The following is a 17,289-nucleotide window of genomic DNA, read 5'->3' as shown; positions in this document are numbered from 1 at the left end:
CTCAGCGGTCCTCAATCAAAGTAATTTGGTCGAAAGGCGCCCTGGGGCGCCCGGTGCCGCGCGCAAGCGTTTGGATCGCGGCGGTGATTTTCCGTTTGTTCTCGGCCATCCAGACATAGGCCGTCTGGTGGGTGGGGCGGGTGCCGATCAGGCGCATATCTGCGGCCAGCCGTTCGGGCACCAGCCCGGTCACCTCACGGCCATCGACCGTGAGGCTCACCCGGTAGCATTCCGTTGCTGGATCGCGGCCCCTGATCTCCATTCCGGCCCCTCTTAGCGGTAGGTCACTTCTTTGACGGCGGCGATCACCTCGTCCGTGGTCACCAGCGCCAGTTTTTCCAGATTGGCGGCATAGGGCATCGGCACGTCCTTGCCGGTGCAGTTGATGACCGGCGCGTCGAGATAGTCGAAGGCCTGTTGCATCACCACCGAAGAGATGTAGCTGCCGACCGAGCCTTGCGGCCAGCCTTCTTCGACCGTGACCAGACGGTTGGTTTTCATCACCGAGTTGATGATGGCACCGGTATCCATCGGGCGCAGCGTACGCAGGTCGATCACCTCGGCATTGATGCCGTCCTCGGCCAGCTTGTCGGCGGCTTCGAGCGCGAATTGCATCGAGATGCCGAAGCTGACAATGGTGACATCGCTGCCTTCGCGGTAGATCCTGGCCTTGCCGAAGGGGATCGTGAAATCATCCAGCACCGGTACGTCGAAGCTGCGGCCATAGAGGATTTCGTTTTCCAGGAAGATCACCGGGTTGGGGTCACGGATCGCGGATTTCAGCAGGCCCTTGGCGTCAGCAGCCGTGTAGGGCATGGCAACCTTCAGGCCCGGAACCTGCATGAACCAGGCCGCGTAGTCCTGGCTGTGCTGGGCACCGACGCGGGCAGCAGCGCCGTTGGGACCACGGAAGACCATATGCGCGCCCATCTGGCCGCCGGACATATAGAGCGTCTTTGCTGCCGAATTGACGATATGATCCATGGCCTGCATCGAGAAGTTGAAGGTCATGAATTCGACAATCGGTTTCAACCCGCCAAAGGCCGCGCCGACGCCGATGCCGGCAAAGCCGTGTTCGGTGATCGGCGTGTCGATGACGCGTTTGGAGCCGAACTCGTCCAGTAGGCCCTGGCTGACCTTGTAGGCACCCTGATACTCGGCGACCTCTTCGCCCATCAGGAAGACATCCGGGTCGGCGCGCATTTCCTCGGCCATGGCGTCGCGCAGGGCCTCGCGCACCGTCTGCGGTTTCAGCTCGGTTCCCTCGGCCCAGTCGGGGGTCAGATCGACCTGCGGGGCGGCGGGGGCGCTGGCAGCGGGGGCGGGCGCTTCGGAGCTCCCTGCGGGAGCCGCCTCATTGCCCGCGTCAGCCGCTGGTGCGGCCTCCGGCAGGGCGGAGGCGTCTTCGCCTTCCTCGACCAGGATTGCGATGGGCGTGTTGACCTTGACCGCCTCGGTGCCTTCGGCGACCAGAATCTTGCCGACGATGCCTTCGTCGACCGCCTCGAATTCCATCGTGGCCTTGTCGGTTTCGATCTCGGCCATGATGTCGCCGGAGGAAACGGTGTCGCCCTCCTTGACCAGCCATTTCGCGAGTGTGCCTTCTTCCATCGTCGGAGAGAGGGCGGGCATGAGAATTTCGGTTGCCATGTCTGGTGTGTCCCCTCAGGCGTAGATGTCGGTCCAGAGCTCGTCGAGCGCGGGCTCGGGGCTCTCTTTCGAGAAGTCGGCGGCCTTGTTGACGATCTGCTTGATGTCCTTGTCGATCGCCTTCAGGTCGTCTTCGCTTGCGTGTTTGCCGCTGAGCAGCAACTCGCGCACATGTTCGATCGGGTCGCGTTCCTCGCGCACTTTCTGCACTTCTTCGCGGGTCCGGTATTTGGCTGGGTCCGACATCGAGTGGCCCCGGTAGCGGTAGGTTTTTACTTCGAGAATATAGGGGCCCTTGCCCGCGCGGCAGTGTGCCGTTGCCTTTTCGCCTGCCGCCTTGACGGCCAGCACATCCATGCCGTCGACAATCTCGCCCGCGATGCCGAACGCCTCGCCGCGGTGATAGATATCTTTGGTCGAGGTGGAGCGTTGTTGCGAGGTGCCCATGGCGTATTGGTTGTTCTCGATCACGAAGACCACCGGCAGGGCCCACAGCGCGGCCATGTTGAAGGTCTCATAGACCTGGCCCTGGTTGGCCGCGCCATCGCCGAAATAGGTGAAGGTGACGCGGCCGTTATCCTTGTACTTGTCGGCAAAGGCCAGCCCGGCGCCGATCGGAACCTGAGCCGCCACGATGCCGTGGCCACCGTAGAAATGTTTCTCTTTCGAGAACATGTGCATCGAGCCGCCCTTGCCCTTGGAATAGCCGCCCTCGCGTCCGGTCAACTCGGCCATCACGCCGTCGGGGTTCATGCCGCAGGCCAGCATGTGGCCGTGGTCGCGATAGGATGTGACGCGCTTGTCGCCCTCTTCGGTGGCGGCCTCGAGCCCGACCACAACCGCTTCTTGCCCGATATAGAGATGGCAGAACCCGCCGATCAGGCCCATGCCGTAAAGCTGGCCGGCCTTTTCCTCGAATCGCCGTATCAACAGCATCTCACGGTAGTATTCTTTCAGCTCTTCGGCGGAAACGTTTGGTTTCTTTGTGCTTTTACGCGCTGCCATGGCCGGCGGATCCCCTTATGCTGAGATAGTTTAGCGTTAAACTATCTTTTAGAGCATTTCTTGCGCGATGGCGAGCCATAATGTTGCCGCCGGGGAAACGCGGCTGAAACCGGCTGAAAACACTCGGTCAGCGAATGACGATCTCGTCCGAGCGGAGCAACCCGAGAACCGAGCGCGCCTGTTGATCCAGCAGGTCGAGATCGAGGTAATCGTCGGACAGGCGTCGGGTCAGGTTCTCCATCCGGTCGACCTCTGCATCCAGCGTTGCCAGATCCCGTTGCAGCATGTTGCGTTCGGCGCTGATCTCGACCCGGCGGAACAGCCCGAAATCCCCTTGCACGGCGGCAAAGGTGAAATAGGTGCCGATGGCAAAGGCAAAGGCGAAGAAGGCCAGGGCGCCGAGGCTGGGTCGATTGGATCGGGTCACGTGTAAACCGCTTATGAAAACTGCCTGTCATGCGCCCTTTGCGGGCGTCTCAGGACAGTATGGCACAGGTGATTCGCCTTGTGAATCCAAGAAATGCAGGGGGTTGGCGGTTTTTTACCCACTGTTGTCCGGCCCGAGCGCTCCGCTCAGAATTAATCTAGGCCGGTCGGCAATCATGTTAATCTGGTCGTATTTTAGTTCCCTTGGGGAAGATCATGAATTTTTATGTTGGGGGATTGCTTTTGTTCCTTGCCTTGCCCGGCATGTCCTCCGCCTGCGAGCTTGCCTGGCCGAAGGCCAGTGTTCCGGTGCCACCGCATGTTCAGTCCTATATCGTCAAAGAGTGCAGCGCATCCGATGGCGTGTCAGATGTGAGTGTGCAGGCCTGCGTGCACGGCGAACGCTTTGGCTACCGCGTGGTGGTGACCATGCTGAAGGACGCGCGTATCGGCGCGCGGGCGGCAGAACGGTACCGGCTGTGCAATGCGCGCCAAGTTGGCAATCGCGCCAGATTTCATCGCCGCATGGCGCTCTGCATCGGTGAGGTGTTCGAGTGTATCTGGTGGTTTGAGCAGGCGGGACGCCGCCCGTCAGTGATCGGGAGACGGGTGGGCGCGCTGCCAATACGGATGCTGGTTGCGGGTTGATGGCGGCATATGAGCCTGGGTTGGTGAAATCCGCGCTTGCCGTGCGGTGGTCCGGGATTACTCGAACTCGACGATATACCCTCTGGCCTGTTCCAGCCCCGACGCATCGCCCCATTGCGGTGGCCTGTCGTCGCCCCAGTGGTGGAACCGCGCGACGCCCTCGTTTCCGCCCTGATTGTCGGGTTGATGTTCGTACCAGTTGGTATAGCGCAGCGGAGCGCCATCGACCCAGATCCAGCCCTCTGCGGGGGCCTGCGCCCCGGGCTGTCGGAGCAGCCCGATCCACGGGCCGGTATAGTGGCCGGGTTTCCATTCTTCCCACAGCGCCTCTTCCTCGCGGATCAGACCGACGATGAAATCGTTCTCCTCCTGCGAGGTGATCGAGACCAGCGCGCCGCCCATGGCCCGCGCCTCGGCATCTGCTTCGGCCCAACTGCCGCCATCGGTGTGCACGACCGAATAATCATGCCCGCCAAACGCTTCGGTTCTGATGATATCGCGCTCGGCAATGGCCTTTTGCGCGGCGGCCTCAAGCGCCTGCCGGTCCAGCGCGTCCCGCGCGGCAGACACCCCGTCCGTGGGCCCGCCCTCCCAAACGTGGTGATAGACCGCAACGCCTGCCGCCGCCCCCACGCAGAGCAGCGCCGCCAGTGCCATGCCCGTTCCGCGCCCACGTAACCGGCTTTTGAGAACCGTCAGTGCCGAAAGCTGCGCACCGTTTTCCGCACCGATCTGATAGGCCCGGACCAGGCGGGGAATGTTCTTGAGCCGCTGGTTGCCCAGTGACCGGACCTGCAGAGTCAGCTTGCCCTCGATCTGGTCGCGCACGGCGCTGGACACGCAGATGCCGCCGGGGGCGGCCAGCGATTCCAGCCTTGCGGCGATGTTCACGCCGTCGCCCAGCAGATCGCCGTCGCGCTCGATCACATCGCCGACGCTGATGCCGATCCGGAAGGTGATGCGCTTGTCCTCGGGCAACGTGTCGTTGCGGTGCCGCAGCGCCTCCTGGGTTTCGAGCGCGCAGCGCACGGCCTCGACGGAACTGGCGAATTCGGCCAGCACGCTGTCGCCTGCGGTGTTCGCGATCCGACCGCCGTAATGGGCGATCAGCCCGTCCATGATCTCGCGATATTGCGCGAGGGTGGTGGTGGTGAATTCCTCATCCGCCGCCATCAGGCGACTGTAGCCCGCCACGTCGGCGGCAAAAAGGGCCGCGAGTTTTCGCTGGAGGCCTGTCTCCTGCTGCAATTGGTCCATCCCTGTTCCCGCCTGTCGTCACGACCAGTTTGAACCCCGGCCGCATGAACAGACCCTATACCAGTGGTGAGTATTTGCACCAATTCCCGTCGCCGGACCCGTCATTGCGCAGGACGCCGGTCGACAAATGCGGTCAGTTCACTCTCAAGCGCGTTCCAGACCCGGCGGATCAGCTTGTTGTTGCGGATGGCTTCGGGCGCGGTCAGCCAGATCGGCAAGCTGGGCAGCGGAAAGGACAGCGGAATCTCCTCCAGTTCCGGATCGGCGCGCCCGGCTACTGCCTGACCAAAACCCAGCCCGCATCCGGCACGGACCAGTTCCCAATAGGCCGTCTGATGATCGCATCTGGTGGCAAAAAACTCCCGGTCCACGGCGAAGCCCGCATCGCGGAAGCCCTGAATGATCTGATCGTTGCGATCATAGCCGACAAAATCATGGGCCATGATATCGGCATCTTCCACGGGGCGTCCCGCCCGGTCCAGATAATCCCTGTGCCCGAACAGACCCATCTCGACCTCGCCAATATAGCGGGTCACCACGTCAAGCTGTTCCGGGCGGATCATGCGCACGGCGATATCGGCCTCTCGGAACAGCAGGTTCTCGCTCGTGTCCGAGGCCACAAGTTCCAGCGATATCTCGGGGGCCTCGCGCCGCAGCCGCGCAAGGATCGTGGGCAGCACGTGATGGGCCATGAAGACTGACGCGGTGATGCGCACGGTGCCGGTTTCGGCATGGGCCGCGCCTGCCGCGCTCAACTCAAGCTGGCGGGCCGCCTCGTGCATCCTGCGCGCCGGGGCCAGCAGGTCATGCGCCGCCTCGGTTGGTTGCATACCAGAGACGGTGCGCGTGAAGAGATCAACGCCAAGCGTGTCTTCGAGGGTTGAGATATGCCGCCCGATGGTGGGCTGGGTCAGCCCCAGACGACGCGCGGCGGCAGAGAGCGATCCGGTATCGGCCACCGCAAGCAGCGTTTGGACATGTGCCCAGTCAAGGCGGGAGAGGGGTAGTAACATACAAAAATGTATACCAATTGGACAAATTTCCGCAATTACAAAACGTGGCTGAATATCTCATTTTATGCCTGACCCTAGCGAAGGAGTGGCGAGATGGGTGATATGGTTCTGATCCTCGGCGCAAATGGCCGCTTTGGCCGCAATGCTGCGCAAACGTTCCGGCAGGCGGGCTGGCAGGTGCGGCTGTTCGACCGCAAGACGGACGATCTGAGTGTGGCGGCAACGGGTGTGGATGTGATCGTCAACGCCTGGAACCCACCTTATGATCAATGGGCCGGCACTGTGCCGGGCCTGACGCGTCAGGTGATCGCCGCTGCCCGCGTCAGCGGCGCGATGGTGATCCTACCCGGCAATGTCTATGTGTTCGGCGAAGATGCGCCCGCGCGGCTTGACGAAAAGACGCCGCATCGGGCCACCAATCCGCTGGGCCGCGTTCGGATTGACATGGAAGCGGCCTATCGCAGATCGGGCGTCCAAACGCTGATCCTGCGGGCCGGGGATTTCATCGACACGGTGCCTTCGGGCAACTGGTTTGACAAGGTCATGCTGGCGGGGCTCGGACGGGACAGGTTCACCTATCCTGGCGATCCGGATCAGCCGCATGCCTGGGCCTTTCTGCCCGATCTGGCCCGCGCGGCGGTGGCGCTGGCCGGGATGCGCGCGCATCTGGACCGGTTCGAGGATGTGCCGTTTCCGGGCTACACGCTGACGGGCCGGTCGCTGTTTGAAGCCGTGCAAAAGGCCCATGGCGCGCGGCTGAAGCTGCACCGGTTCAACTGGTTGCCGGTCCGGTTGCTGTCCCCGGTCTGGAAGATGGGCCGCCATCTGGTCGAAATGCGCTACCTCTGGTCGAAACCCCACGCGCTGGAGGGCACCCGGTTTGCCACGCTGCTGCCGGATTTCGAGAACACGCCGCTGGATGCCGCCCTGAGCACGGCGCTGGTCCCCGCGCCAGAGGGGCAGGGCGGGTTGGCGCTGGCGTCCTGACAGGTCCCGGCCACAAAAAAACGCCGCAGAGCTTATCTGCGGCGTGATTTGAACTGGGATGTGTCCCGGTGCTTTCAGGCGGTCTCGGCCTTGGCGGCAGCCGGGTTGGCGCCGGGCTTGGTCGAGCGACCGGGGTTCAGCGGGTCGTCCTGACGCTGCACCGAGCCTTCGAAATGCGCACCGCTTTCGATCGCGATGGTCTTGTGGATGATGTCACCTTCGACCCGTGCGGTCGAGGTCAGGCGCACCTTGAGGCCACGGACACGACCCACGATGCGGCCATTGATCACCACGTCATCGGCGGTGACTTCGCCCTTGATTGTGGCCGATTCTCCGATCGTCAGCAGATGGGCGCGGATATCACCTTCGACCGTGCCTTCGACCTGGATGTCGCCGGTGGTCTTGAGGTTGCCGGTCACATGCAGGTCCGAGGACAGCACCGATGCGGGGGCCTTCGGCTTGGGGGCGGTGGGTTTGTAGTCGCTCTGTGCAGGCGCTGCCGGGGCCGCCGTGGGTGCAGCGGACGCGGGCTTGTCCGCTTCGGAGCCGGGCTCGTTGATTTTGCTCTTAGAAAACATCTCTTGCAGCCTTGATGTAAGTCATTGGGTTCGTGGGCCTGCCATTGACACGCACTTCATAGTGCAGATGCGTGCCGGTCGACCGTCCGGTGCTACCCATATCAGCTATGTGATCGCCGCGCGAGACCCTTTGGCCGACCTTTACGCGGATCTTGGAGTTATGAGCGTAAAGTGTCTCAATGCCGAATTCATGCTTGATCTTGACCAGCCGGCCAAAGCCCGATTGCCAGCCTGCATGGCTGACCACACCGTCGGCTGTGGCATAGATATCAGTGCCATGGGCGCCCGCGAAATCAGAACCGTTATGCATCCGGCGACCGCCTGTCTTGGGGTCGCGTCGGGTCCCGAAGCCGCTGGTATAGCGCACCGCAGCGCGGACCGGGCTGGCAAAGGGCGCTTTCTGGGCGGCGATGCGATAGAGGTTCAGCTGATCCATCTGCTGCAGCAGGCGATTGGCGCGAATCTCGTCGGGCGAGATCTCTTCACCGCGTGTGCTGAAGGACAAAGGGGTCAGCGGACCGCCGACACCGCTATAGCCACGCCGCACCTGCTCGATGATCCGGTCGGTGGGCATGCCGGCGCTGCGGAACATCTTGTCCAGCGGTTCGACCGAGATCACCATCGCCTCTTCCAACTGGCGGAAAATCTGCTCGTTCTGCTCGCGCATCAGCGAGATTTCCAGTTCCAGCGTGTCGCGGGCCTCAAGCGCCGATTGTGCATCAGCGATGATCTGGTCGCGCTCGGCAGCGGTCCGGCTGAGCGCGTCAGCGATCAGGTCCATCTGCGCGGGGGCGGCAGAGGCCAGTTTCTGCGCGTCGTCACTTTCGGCCTCAAGCTGCATCTGCGCCAAGGTGGCGCGCGCCGCTTCGCGTTCTTTCATCGCGGTGCGCAGGGTGGTCTGGATCACCTCGATCCCGGTTTCCAGCTCGTTGCGGCGGATTTCCGAGGTCAGCAATTCCGATTGCATCGCCGAGACCTGCGCCAGCGCCGCATTGAACCGCTCCTGCGCGGCCAAGGCTTCTTCGGCGCGGGCATTGCGTTCCTCCGACAGCGCGTTGAGCCGGTCCTGATAGGTGGCCTGATCGCGGCGCGCCTGTTCGCGGAAATTGCCCGAGCCGATGCTGTCCATCAACAGGATCGCGGTGGCGACAATGGTCCAGGCCACCAGCGCCGAGGCACCGGCAAAAGCCACAAGCTGGGTTTCGGGTCGGAGGCGGATAAAGCGGGTGTCGCTGTCGGATTTAAGGAAGACACGGCGTTCCGGGAAGCGTCGTTCCAGAAACGCATGAATTTTGATCGCCAGCTTTGTACGCACGCGTAAGTCCCTGTCTGCCCCCAAAGGCGGCCCATCGGTTTGGTCCTGCGAGCCTTGGTGCGACTGAATAGCCACATGTTAACAATTGAGCAAGCGCAACGCCTTGCGGTTGGTCTCAAAGTGGGGCTTCTCGCCTGTGGTGCGCGGAAAATTGCCGATTGTTGAGGGTTATCTGCCAGTATCAGCGCAGATAGGCCGGAAACTCTTCGGCGAGCGGCCAGTAAAAGTCAGGTGGCAAACCGGCCTCGGCGCGCTTTTCTTCGTTGAAGGGTGGTTTCAACCCGCCTTTGAAATACTGCCGGACCAATGCGTGAAACACCTCTTTGGGGTCGCAATTGTTGCGCCCGCAGCAGAAATTGAACCATTTCGAGCCATAGGCCACATGACTGACCTCTTCGGCGTAGATGGTCTTGAGGCTGTCCACCGCCGCCGCTTCACCGGCCTTCTCGAAAATGGCGATCATGCCCGGCGTAACGTCCAGCCCGCGCGCCTCAAGCACCATGGGTACGATGGCCAGCCGCCCCAGCAGGTCCTCTGCCGTATCGGAAGCGGCCCGCCACATGCCGTGATGGGCAGGCATATCGCCATAAAAACTCCCCATGTTTTCAAGGCAGTCACTGATGAGGTTAAAGTGCTTTGACTCTTCGTCGGCGGCTTTGACCCAATCATCATAGAACCCCATCGGCATCGGGGTGTCGGCAAAGCGGGCGATGATGTCCCAATGCAGGTCCACCGCGTTCAGCTCGATATGCGCCACCGCATGCAGCAGCGCGACCCGCCCTTTGGGCGAGCCCGGCTTGCGTTTGGGCACGTCGCGCGGGCTGAGCAGTTCGGGCCGTTCGGGGCGGGCAGGATGGTCCGGCGGGGTGGCGCGCCCGATCTCGATCACCTCGCCGGTTGAACGCGCGGCAGCCCAACGCGCTGCGTGGGCCCGCGATTTGGCAGCCTTTTCGCGGCCATCTGCGGTGGTCAGCACATCGACCGCCATGGCGCTCAGCGTCTTCGGGAGAGGGGTCTCGGGGCGGGTCAAGGTGATGGGTGCTCCGGTGTGGTCTGAAACGATACGAGGGGCGGGGTATCAAAAACACGCGGCTGATGCCAGCGGATCGCCGAAACCGTTAACATCTTCTGGACAAGCCGTCTTTTGCGGTCTAGGAGTGCCGCGAAACTCAGCAGTCCTGCCAGGCGACCCCTTTCACTTCAGAATAGGAGGCCTGCAGATGGCACGGCTTGTTTCCCGCACCCCCAACGGTGTTTTGGTGGGCGATCAACGCAAGGATCAGATCCTTCTTCTTCAGGACATAGATGGCGACGGCACCGCCTCGGGCGCGGATGAGGCGACCGTGTTCTTTGATGGCGACAACGCCTCGGGGCTGGTGGCACCGACCGGCAATGTGTTCACCATCCATCAGGCCAGGGACAAATCGGTTTATTTCGGCGATGGCACCACCGACAGCGTCTATCGCCTGACTGATCGGAACGGCGATGGCGACGCGCAGGACGCGGGCGAGGCGCAGCTCTGGTTTTCGGCGGACAACGCGGCAGGGTTTTCGACCGTCACGCCAAACGGCATCCACCAAGGCGGCGACGGCGCGATCTATATCGCCAATGCGGGCGTTTCTTCGACCCCGCAGGACGCGATTTACCGAACGGTTGATCTGAATGGCGATGGCGATGCCAATGACGCGGGCGAGGCGACGCTCTGGCTGGATCTGCAAACCGTCATCGACACGACGGTGCCTTTTGACCTCAGCTTTGATGGGGATGTGGCCTATCTGAACGATCTGACCGGTGCGGCCACGGATGTGATCCACCGGATCGAGGACAAGAACGGTGACGGCAGCATTCAGGCGGATGAGGTCACGCCCTTCATCTCGGACGACATGAATTTCGGCGCACCGGTGGATATCGCCAGTGCTGTGGCGGTGGACGGGTCGCTTTATACGCTCACCTGGTTCCCCGAGACGGGCGAGGCGCTGAAGGTCTACCGACTGAGCGATCTGGACGGATCGGGGCAGATCGACTCGGTGCATGAAGCGCGCGAGGTCTGGAACGCCAACCAGATGCCTGACGGGATCGCGGCCGAGATCGGGTTTTCCATCACCGCGGATGAGGATGGCAACCTGACGCTGGTTGGCAACAATTTCGCCCGCGAGGGCAATGTGATCCGACTGAGCGATGTGAATGGCGATGGCGATTACTTTGATGGGGGCGAGACCACGCTGTTTGGGTCCAGCACCTATGACGACCAGCTGACCCGTCCGCGTGCATTGGAAACCTATGAGGGCAAGGCGCAGGTCACCGCCGGGACCGTGGGCGCGGGCAACCATTTCTCGGTCTTCCTCGATCAGGACAGCAACACGCTTTATGCAAGCGGCGAGAACGTTGTCGGTCAACTGGGCAACGGCAGCACCGGGTTCGACATCAAGACGCCGCTGGCGGTCGAGATGCCCGAAGGGTTCGAGGCCAGGATTGTCTCGGTCTCGGCGGGGCTGCTGCACACCACCGTCCTGACCGAGGATGGCGATGTCTACGCCTTCGGCTTCAACAATCGCGGCCCGCTGGGGACCGGCGATGAAGAGACCCGTACAACAGCGGTCAAGATCGACGCGCTGGATGACGTCGAGATCGCCAGCATCGAGAATGGCAATGGCGTGTCTTACGCGATCTCCGACACCGGGCAGCTTTATGGCTGGGGCAACAACAGCAACGGGCAGCTGGGTCTGGGCGATCAGCAGGAACGCCTGACCCCGCAGCTGATCGAGGCGCTGGCCAATGAAACCGTGGTCACCGTGTCCTCGGGCAATTCCCATACGCTGGCGCTGACGGCGGATGGTCAGGTCTGGGCCTTTGGCAGCAACACCGACGGCCAGCTTGGATCACCCGACGCGCTTGAGGCGGACGGCACACCCGCCCGGCGCGCGCTGGAGCCGGTGCTGGTCGAGGGGCTGCCCGAGAACATCCTCTCGGTGACGGCAGATACCAAAACCTCTTACGCGGTCACCGATGATGGCCGGGTCTTTGGCTGGGGCGAAAGCCGCAACGGGCAACTGCTGCAGGGCGAGGACAATGGCGACGGCACCTTTGCACCCGACACCTCGGACGTGCTGGCGCCCGTCGAGCTGACCGGGCTGCCGGGCAATGTGGTCGAGGTCAAGGGCGGCGCCCGCTGGGCGATGGCGCTGACCGAGGATGGCGATGTCTATGGCTGGGGGCCCAATGACGAAGGCCCGACCGGCGGGCTGGACGGCGATCCGGGGCTTGAGAGTGACGCGAGCTTCTATCCGACCCTGATCGTTGAACTGGACGATGTGAGGATCGTTGAACTGCAAAGCGGCCCGAACTCGATCATTGCGGTGAGTGACGCAGGCGAAATCTTTACCTGGGGCTCCAATTCCGATGGCCGTCTGGGCTTTGTCTCTGATGGGTCGGTCTATGCGCCGACGAAGATCGAACTGGGGGGCGAGGCTGATCCGTTTCTGGTCTCGGCCACGCCCGGTGACAATGCCCGCGATGTGGGCAATGACAGCGCGCTGACGCTGACATTCACCGAAGACGTCGCGGCGGGCGAGGGCACGCTCACACTGGTCAATCGCGGGGATGGCACAAGAACCGAGATCGACGTGAGCGATGCGCGGCTCGTACAGGTTGACGGCAACACCGTGACGCTCACGCCGCCCGAACATCTGGCGGCGGATGCGCGCTATGTGGTGGAAATCACCGATGGGGCCTTTGTCGATCTCGATGGCAATCCTTATGCGGGCATCGGTGAGGGGGATACCTCCAGCTTCAACGTCACGACTGATGTGACGCCGTCACTGGCGCAGGCGGAACGGGGCACATTCGGAGACGATCTGCTGCGCGCCGGTGCGGGCGATGACCGTATCAACGGGCGTTTTGGCGATGACATCGTCTCGGGCGGCGCGGGGAATGACAGGCTCAAGGGCGGTTTCGGCAATGATGAGCTGAATGGCGGCGCGGACGATGACCGGCTGATTGGCGGGTTCGGATCGGACACCCTGAAAGGCGGCGAAGGCAACGACGTGCTCAAGGGCGGCATCGGTCGGGATGTGCTGGCAGGTGGCGCGGGTGATGACGTGCTCAAGGGCGGTTGGGGACGGGACAGCTTTGTCTTTGACGGCGGCCATGACGTGATCCGCGACTTCGACACCGGGTTCGAGTTCCTGTGGTGGAGTCTGCCGGGCGATTCGATCGTATTGGATATCGAAGGTGTCGACAGCTTTGGTGACGTGCTGGCCTCGGCCTCGCAGGTCGGACGCCACACCCGGCTGGAATTCAACGACGATGACAGCCTGCTGCTGCGCAATGTCTGGGTGGCAGAGCTGGACAGCGATGATTTTGCCTTCGTCTGACGCAAAAGCCCCGGGCGCGTTCTACAGGCGTCCGGGGCTGCAATATTAAAAGACCAACGGTTTGCGCCGTGCGTTCTCTGACGCCCGGGACCCGCTGCGCTGGCCTGCCCGTATCATGACAGGGAGAGATCTCAGAGGGTTTTGACCGCCTCCAGCACCTCTTCCACATGGCCGGGGACCTTCACCTTGCGCCAGATGCGCCCGATGTGGCCGTCAGCGTCGATCAGAAAAGTCGCGCGTTCGATCCCCATGGATTTGCGCCCATACATGTTCTTTTCCACCCAGACGCCATAGCGCTCGCAGATATCCGAGTCCGCATCCGACAGCATCGTAGTGGTCAACCCGTGTTTGGCGACAAATTTGTCGTGTTTGGCGACGGTATCCCTGGAAACTCCCAGAACCTGCGCGCCGGCATCGGAAAAAGCCTGCAACTGCTCGGAAAAGCCGATGGATTCCTTGGTGCAGCCCGGCGTATCATCGCGGGGATAGAAGAACAGGACAACCTTGGTGCCGCGCAGGTCGGACAGCGTGACCTCGCCACCCCCGTCGCGGGGCAGGGTAAAGTCCGGGGCGGTATCGGAAAGATCGGGCATAGATGTACTCCGGCAGGAAAATTGTGACAGACAATCGGCATATTAGGTCGCCAAAGTGAAGCGGAAAGGCGTGACGGACAAAAAGAACACCTCTCCGGGCGAAAAGCGTCGCCGCTCGCGCGTGGCGCATGTCTCGATCTGGTCGATGCGGGGGTTCCTGTTTCTGGTCTTGCTGGCCGGGTTTACCGCGATCGTCACGATGGGCCGCGATCTGGACGCGCCGGACTGGCTCCGGCAGCGGGTCGAGTTGCGGCTGGAACGCGCGATGGACGGCGCGCAGGTGGAATTTGGCCAGGTCAGTTTCGTGATGGATAAGGGCTGGCGTCCGCGTCTGCGCCTGCGCGATGTGACGCTGACTGCCGCTGACGGAACGACCATCGCGCGGCTGGCCGATACCCAGGCCAGCCTTGCGATGCGGCCGCTGCTGCGCGGCAGGGTGCAGCCCAAGCGGATCGCGCTGGACGGGTTGTTCGTTCTGCTGCGGCGCGATGTCGAGGGTAATTTCGCGCTGACCTTCGGCGATGGCGCGGCACCGCTGGAACGCGCGCCGACTCTGTCCGGGTTGATCGAGCAGTTCGACGAACTGTTCGAACTGCCGCAACTGTCCTCGCTGGTCTCGGTCGACATGAACGGGCTGACACTGGGCTATGAGGACGTCCGCCATGGCCGCGCCTGGACGCTGGATGGCGGGCGCATCCAGGTTTACCGCACCGATGACGTGCTGCGCATGGCAACCAGTTTCTCGCTGCTGGGCGGGCGCGACTATGCCAGCAGCATCGAGGCCAACTACACCAGCAGCATCGGCTCGCGCGAGGCGTCTTTCGGCATCTCGATCAGCGATCTGGCCTCCGAGGATATCGCGGTGCAAAGCGTGGCGCTGGCCTGGCTCGAGGTGCTGCGTGCGCCCATCTCCGGTTCCCTGCGCGGCGGCATCAATGCTGCCGGCGTGTTGCAGCCGGTCTCGGCGACGCTGCAGATCGGGCAGGGCGTGGTGCAGCCCACCAACGAGACCCGCCCGATCCCGTTCCGCCATGCGCGCACCTATTTCACCTATGATCCCGGCGCGCAGGTGCTGCGCTTTGACGAAATGGCGGTCGACAGCGCCTGGGGGATGGCCTCGGGGGCGGGCACCGCCTATCTGAACGGCGCCGACCGTGGGCAATTGGACAATATCGAGGCGCAGTTCCGGCTGAGCGGCCTTCAGGTCAACCCCAAAGACGTTTACGCCGAGGCGCTGCAGCTGGATGCGGCTGATCTGGATTTCCGGCTTGATCTCAGCCCGTTCCGCTTGCGTCTGGGGCAGATGAACATCCGCCACGAGGACCGCAACCTGCACCTGCACGGTGATCTGGCCGCCGCACCCGAGGGCTGGGACCTGTCGGTGGATGGCACGCTGGACCGGATCACGCCACAACAATTGCTGCATTACTGGCCCGAGGGGCTGGCGGTGAAGCCGCGCAAATGGGTCACCGAGAACCTGCACGCGGGTCAGGTCACCGACGCCGAGCTGGCGCTGCGGCTGCATCCCGATCAGCCGCCCGACATCTATGCGGGTTTCGATTTCGACAAGGCCGAAGTGAAATTCGCCCGCCACTTGCCGCCGCTGACGCAGGCGCGTGGCCGGGCCGACCTGTTCGGGCGGCGCTTTACCGTGACTGCCAGCGCCGGGCAGGTCGTCAGCGATGCGGGCGCGGTGATCGACGCCACCGGGTCCTCGTTCATCATTCCCGATATCGGGATCAAGAAAGCGGCACCCGGTATCGCACGGCTGTCGGCACGCGGTCCGGTGACCGGCGCGCTGTCACTGCTGAACCGACCGCCGCTGAGCCTGATGGACAAGGCCAAGCTGCCCGTTGATGCGGTGCAGGGCAATTTCGAGATGACCGGCACGCTGGCCCTGCCGCTGAAACCCAAGGTGAAACTGCCGGATATGGAGTTCCACTTTGCCGGAGAGGTCACCGATGCCGCCAGCGATGTTCTGGTGCCGGGGCAGTCGGTCAGCGCCGCCTCTCTTGAGTTGTCCGGCGACCAGAGTGGTGTCAGCCTGTCCGGCCCGGCCCTGTTCGGCGCGGTCCCGATGCAGATCGACTGGCGCCAGCCGATCGGCAAGGGCCCCGAAACGCGCAGCCGTCTGACCGGCTGGATCGAGCTGTCGCGGGCATTGCTGGACGAATTGAACGCGGGCCTGCCGCAAGGCATGGTCTCCGGCAAGGGCCGGGCGGATATCACCTTCGAGGTCGGTGGCGGCACACCGCCAGAACTGGCGGTCACATCCGATCTGGTCGGCGTGGTGCTGGCGATCCCGGAGCTTGGCTGGCGCAAGCCCGCCGGTACGGCGGGCAGGCTTGACCTCAACACCGTGCCCAAACCGGGCGCGGATATCGACCGGATCGCGCTTCAGGCCGCCGGGCTGCGCGCCACCGGGCAGATCAGTTTCGGTGCTGACAAACAGTTCGAGCGTGCGCGTTTCAGCAGTTTCGAGTTGCGCAACTGGATCGCGGCACCGGTCGAGTTGATCGGGCGCGGGCGTGGTGCTCCTGATATCCGCCTGCTGGGCGGGCGGGTCGACATGCGCAATGCCAGCTTCGGGGGCGCGGGCGGTGGCGGTGGTGGCGGCAGTAGCGGCAGCGGGCCGCGCATCCTGGCCAATCTGGATCGACTGCAGATCACCGACAGCATCGCGCTGACCGGGTTCCGGGGCGAGTTCGTCACCGGGGGCGGCCCAAGCGGCAATTTCACCGCTGCCATCAATGGCGGCACGCCGATCAGCGGGCAGGTGCTGCGCCGGAGCGGGCGCAGCGGGTTTTTCCTGCAGTCCAACGATGCGGGCGGCGTGTTCCGCTCCGCTGAATTGCTCACCCAGGCGCGTGGCGGCTCGTTCCAGCTGACGCTGGAACCGGTCGAAAGTGCGGGGCATTACGACGGGCAACTGCGCGTGCGCAACACAAGGATCAAGGATGCACCCGCCATGGCGGCATTGCTGAACGCGATCAGCGTCGTCGGGCTGATTAACGAGATGTCGGGGCAGGGCATCCAGTTTTCCTCGATGGATGGAAGGTTCCGGCTGACACCTACCGAAGTGATCGTGCTGGAAGGCAGCGCGGTCGGCCCGTCGATGGGCATATCGGTCGATGGCCGTGTCGATACCGAACGGCGCTGGTTGAACCTGCGCGGCGTGATTTCTCCGGTCTATCTGCTCAACGCTATCGGTCGGGTGATCAGCCGCAGCGGCGAGGGCCTGATCGGGTTCAACTACACGCTCTCCGGTCCGATGACCGACCCGCGGGTGGGGGTGAACCCGCTTTCGGCGCTGACACCCGGCATTTTGCGCGACATCTTCCGTGGCGAGCCACGCCCCAGCGTGCCGGGTGAAAAGCGCACCCGCCCAAAGGAAACGACGCGCGACTCGCTCACCCGGCGCCATGGCGAAGATCGCTAGTTTTC

Annotated in this window: 14 protein-coding genes; 4 read left to right on the top strand and 10 right to left on the bottom strand. The window is 63.2% G+C overall.

Annotated elements, in window-relative coordinates; translation table 11 throughout:
- Nucleotide 1: 1 nt before the first annotated feature.
- The 4 genes from M3P21_RS06065 to M3P21_RS06050 form a co-directional block, all read right to left on the bottom strand.
- The gene (locus M3P21_RS06065) at nucleotides 2–262 is read right to left on the bottom strand and encodes a hypothetical protein (protein ID WP_249707705.1); all 261 of its coding nucleotides are present in this window, start codon (nucleotides 260–262) and stop codon (nucleotides 2–4) included.
- Nucleotides 263–273: 11 nt separating this feature from the next.
- Nucleotides 274–1,650, bottom strand: coding sequence for a pyruvate dehydrogenase complex E1 component subunit beta (locus M3P21_RS06060; protein WP_249707704.1), 1,377 nt, complete (start codon nucleotides 1,648–1,650; stop codon nucleotides 274–276).
- Nucleotides 1,651–1,665: 15 nt separating this feature from the next.
- On the bottom strand, nucleotides 1,666–2,655 hold the full coding sequence (gene pdhA / locus M3P21_RS06055; RefSeq protein ID WP_249707703.1) for a pyruvate dehydrogenase (acetyl-transferring) E1 component subunit alpha: 990 nt from the start codon (nucleotides 2,653–2,655) through the stop codon (nucleotides 1,666–1,668).
- A 127-nt stretch (nucleotides 2,656–2,782) separates the two neighbouring features.
- On the bottom strand, nucleotides 2,783–3,082 hold the full coding sequence (locus tag M3P21_RS06050; RefSeq protein WP_249707701.1) for an FtsB family cell division protein: 300 nt from the start codon (nucleotides 3,080–3,082) through the stop codon (nucleotides 2,783–2,785).
- A 215-nt stretch (nucleotides 3,083–3,297) separates the two neighbouring features.
- On the opposite strand from M3P21_RS06050, the gene M3P21_RS06045 reads away from it, so the two are divergent.
- Nucleotides 3,298–3,729 (top strand): hypothetical protein, encoded by a 432-nt coding sequence (locus M3P21_RS06045; RefSeq protein WP_249707699.1) that lies wholly within the window; start codon nucleotides 3,298–3,300, stop codon nucleotides 3,727–3,729.
- Between the two features lie 57 nt (nucleotides 3,730–3,786).
- Here M3P21_RS06045 and M3P21_RS06040 read toward each other — a convergent pair whose 3' ends face one another.
- Nucleotides 3,787–4,977 carry a lectin-like protein gene (locus M3P21_RS06040; RefSeq protein WP_249707697.1) on the bottom strand — a complete coding sequence of 397 codons (1,191 nt, stop codon included), beginning with the start codon at nucleotides 4,975–4,977 and terminating at the stop codon, nucleotides 3,787–3,789.
- 110 nt (nucleotides 4,978–5,087) lie between these two features.
- Nucleotides 5,088–5,999 carry a LysR family transcriptional regulator gene (locus M3P21_RS06035; protein WP_249707696.1) on the bottom strand — a complete coding sequence of 304 codons (912 nt, stop codon included), beginning with the start codon at nucleotides 5,997–5,999 and terminating at the stop codon, nucleotides 5,088–5,090.
- A 93-nt stretch (nucleotides 6,000–6,092) separates the two neighbouring features.
- Here M3P21_RS06035 and M3P21_RS06030 point away from each other — a divergent pair, with 93 nt between their 5' ends.
- Nucleotides 6,093–6,986 (top strand): Rossmann-fold NAD(P)-binding domain-containing protein, encoded by an 894-nt coding sequence (locus M3P21_RS06030; RefSeq protein WP_249707695.1) that lies wholly within the window; start codon nucleotides 6,093–6,095, stop codon nucleotides 6,984–6,986.
- A gap of 74 nt (nucleotides 6,987–7,060) precedes the next feature.
- Here the strand turns inward: M3P21_RS06030 and M3P21_RS06025 are convergent, their stop codons facing one another.
- The 3 genes from M3P21_RS06025 to M3P21_RS06015 all read right to left on the bottom strand — a co-directional run bounded on the left by M3P21_RS06025 (nucleotide 7,061) and on the right by M3P21_RS06015 (nucleotide 9,867).
- Nucleotides 7,061–7,564, bottom strand: coding sequence for a bactofilin family protein (locus M3P21_RS06025; protein WP_249707694.1), 504 nt, complete (start codon nucleotides 7,562–7,564; stop codon nucleotides 7,061–7,063).
- A complete protein-coding gene (locus M3P21_RS06020) occupies nucleotides 7,554–8,879 on the bottom strand; it encodes a DUF5930 domain-containing protein (RefSeq protein WP_249707693.1) in 1,326 nt (441 codons plus the stop codon). The genes M3P21_RS06025 and M3P21_RS06020 overlap by 11 nt, the downstream gene beginning before the upstream one ends.
- Before the next feature lie 181 nt (nucleotides 8,880–9,060).
- Complete coding sequence (locus M3P21_RS06015) at nucleotides 9,061–9,867, bottom strand: ferritin-like domain-containing protein (protein WP_249707759.1); 807 nt, start codon at nucleotides 9,865–9,867, stop codon at nucleotides 9,061–9,063.
- Between the two features lie 232 nt (nucleotides 9,868–10,099).
- On the opposite strand from M3P21_RS06015, the gene M3P21_RS06010 reads away from it, so the two are divergent.
- Entirely contained in the window at nucleotides 10,100–13,252 is a 3,153-nt protein-coding gene (locus tag M3P21_RS06010) for an RCC1 domain-containing protein (RefSeq protein WP_249707692.1), read from the top strand.
- Between the two features lie 131 nt (nucleotides 13,253–13,383).
- Here M3P21_RS06010 and M3P21_RS06005 read toward each other — a convergent pair whose 3' ends face one another.
- Nucleotides 13,384–13,845, bottom strand: a complete 462-nt coding sequence (locus tag M3P21_RS06005) for a peroxiredoxin (protein WP_249707691.1) — start codon at nucleotides 13,843–13,845, stop codon at nucleotides 13,384–13,386.
- A gap of 70 nt (nucleotides 13,846–13,915) precedes the next feature.
- On the opposite strand from M3P21_RS06005, the gene M3P21_RS22635 reads away from it, so the two are divergent.
- On the top strand, nucleotides 13,916–17,284 hold the full coding sequence (locus M3P21_RS22635) for a YhdP family protein (protein ID WP_249707690.1): 3,369 nt from the start codon (nucleotides 13,916–13,918) through the stop codon (nucleotides 17,282–17,284).
- Nucleotides 17,285–17,289: the final 5 nt, after the last annotated feature.

It is taken from the genome of Ruegeria spongiae (assembly GCF_023502395.1).
GTDB classification, from domain to species: Bacteria; Pseudomonadota; Alphaproteobacteria; order Rhodobacterales; family Rhodobacteraceae; genus Ruegeria_C; species Ruegeria_C spongiae.
The sequence above is the reverse complement of the archived record's forward strand: the minus strand, read 5'-3'. Positions and strand labels throughout refer to the sequence as shown.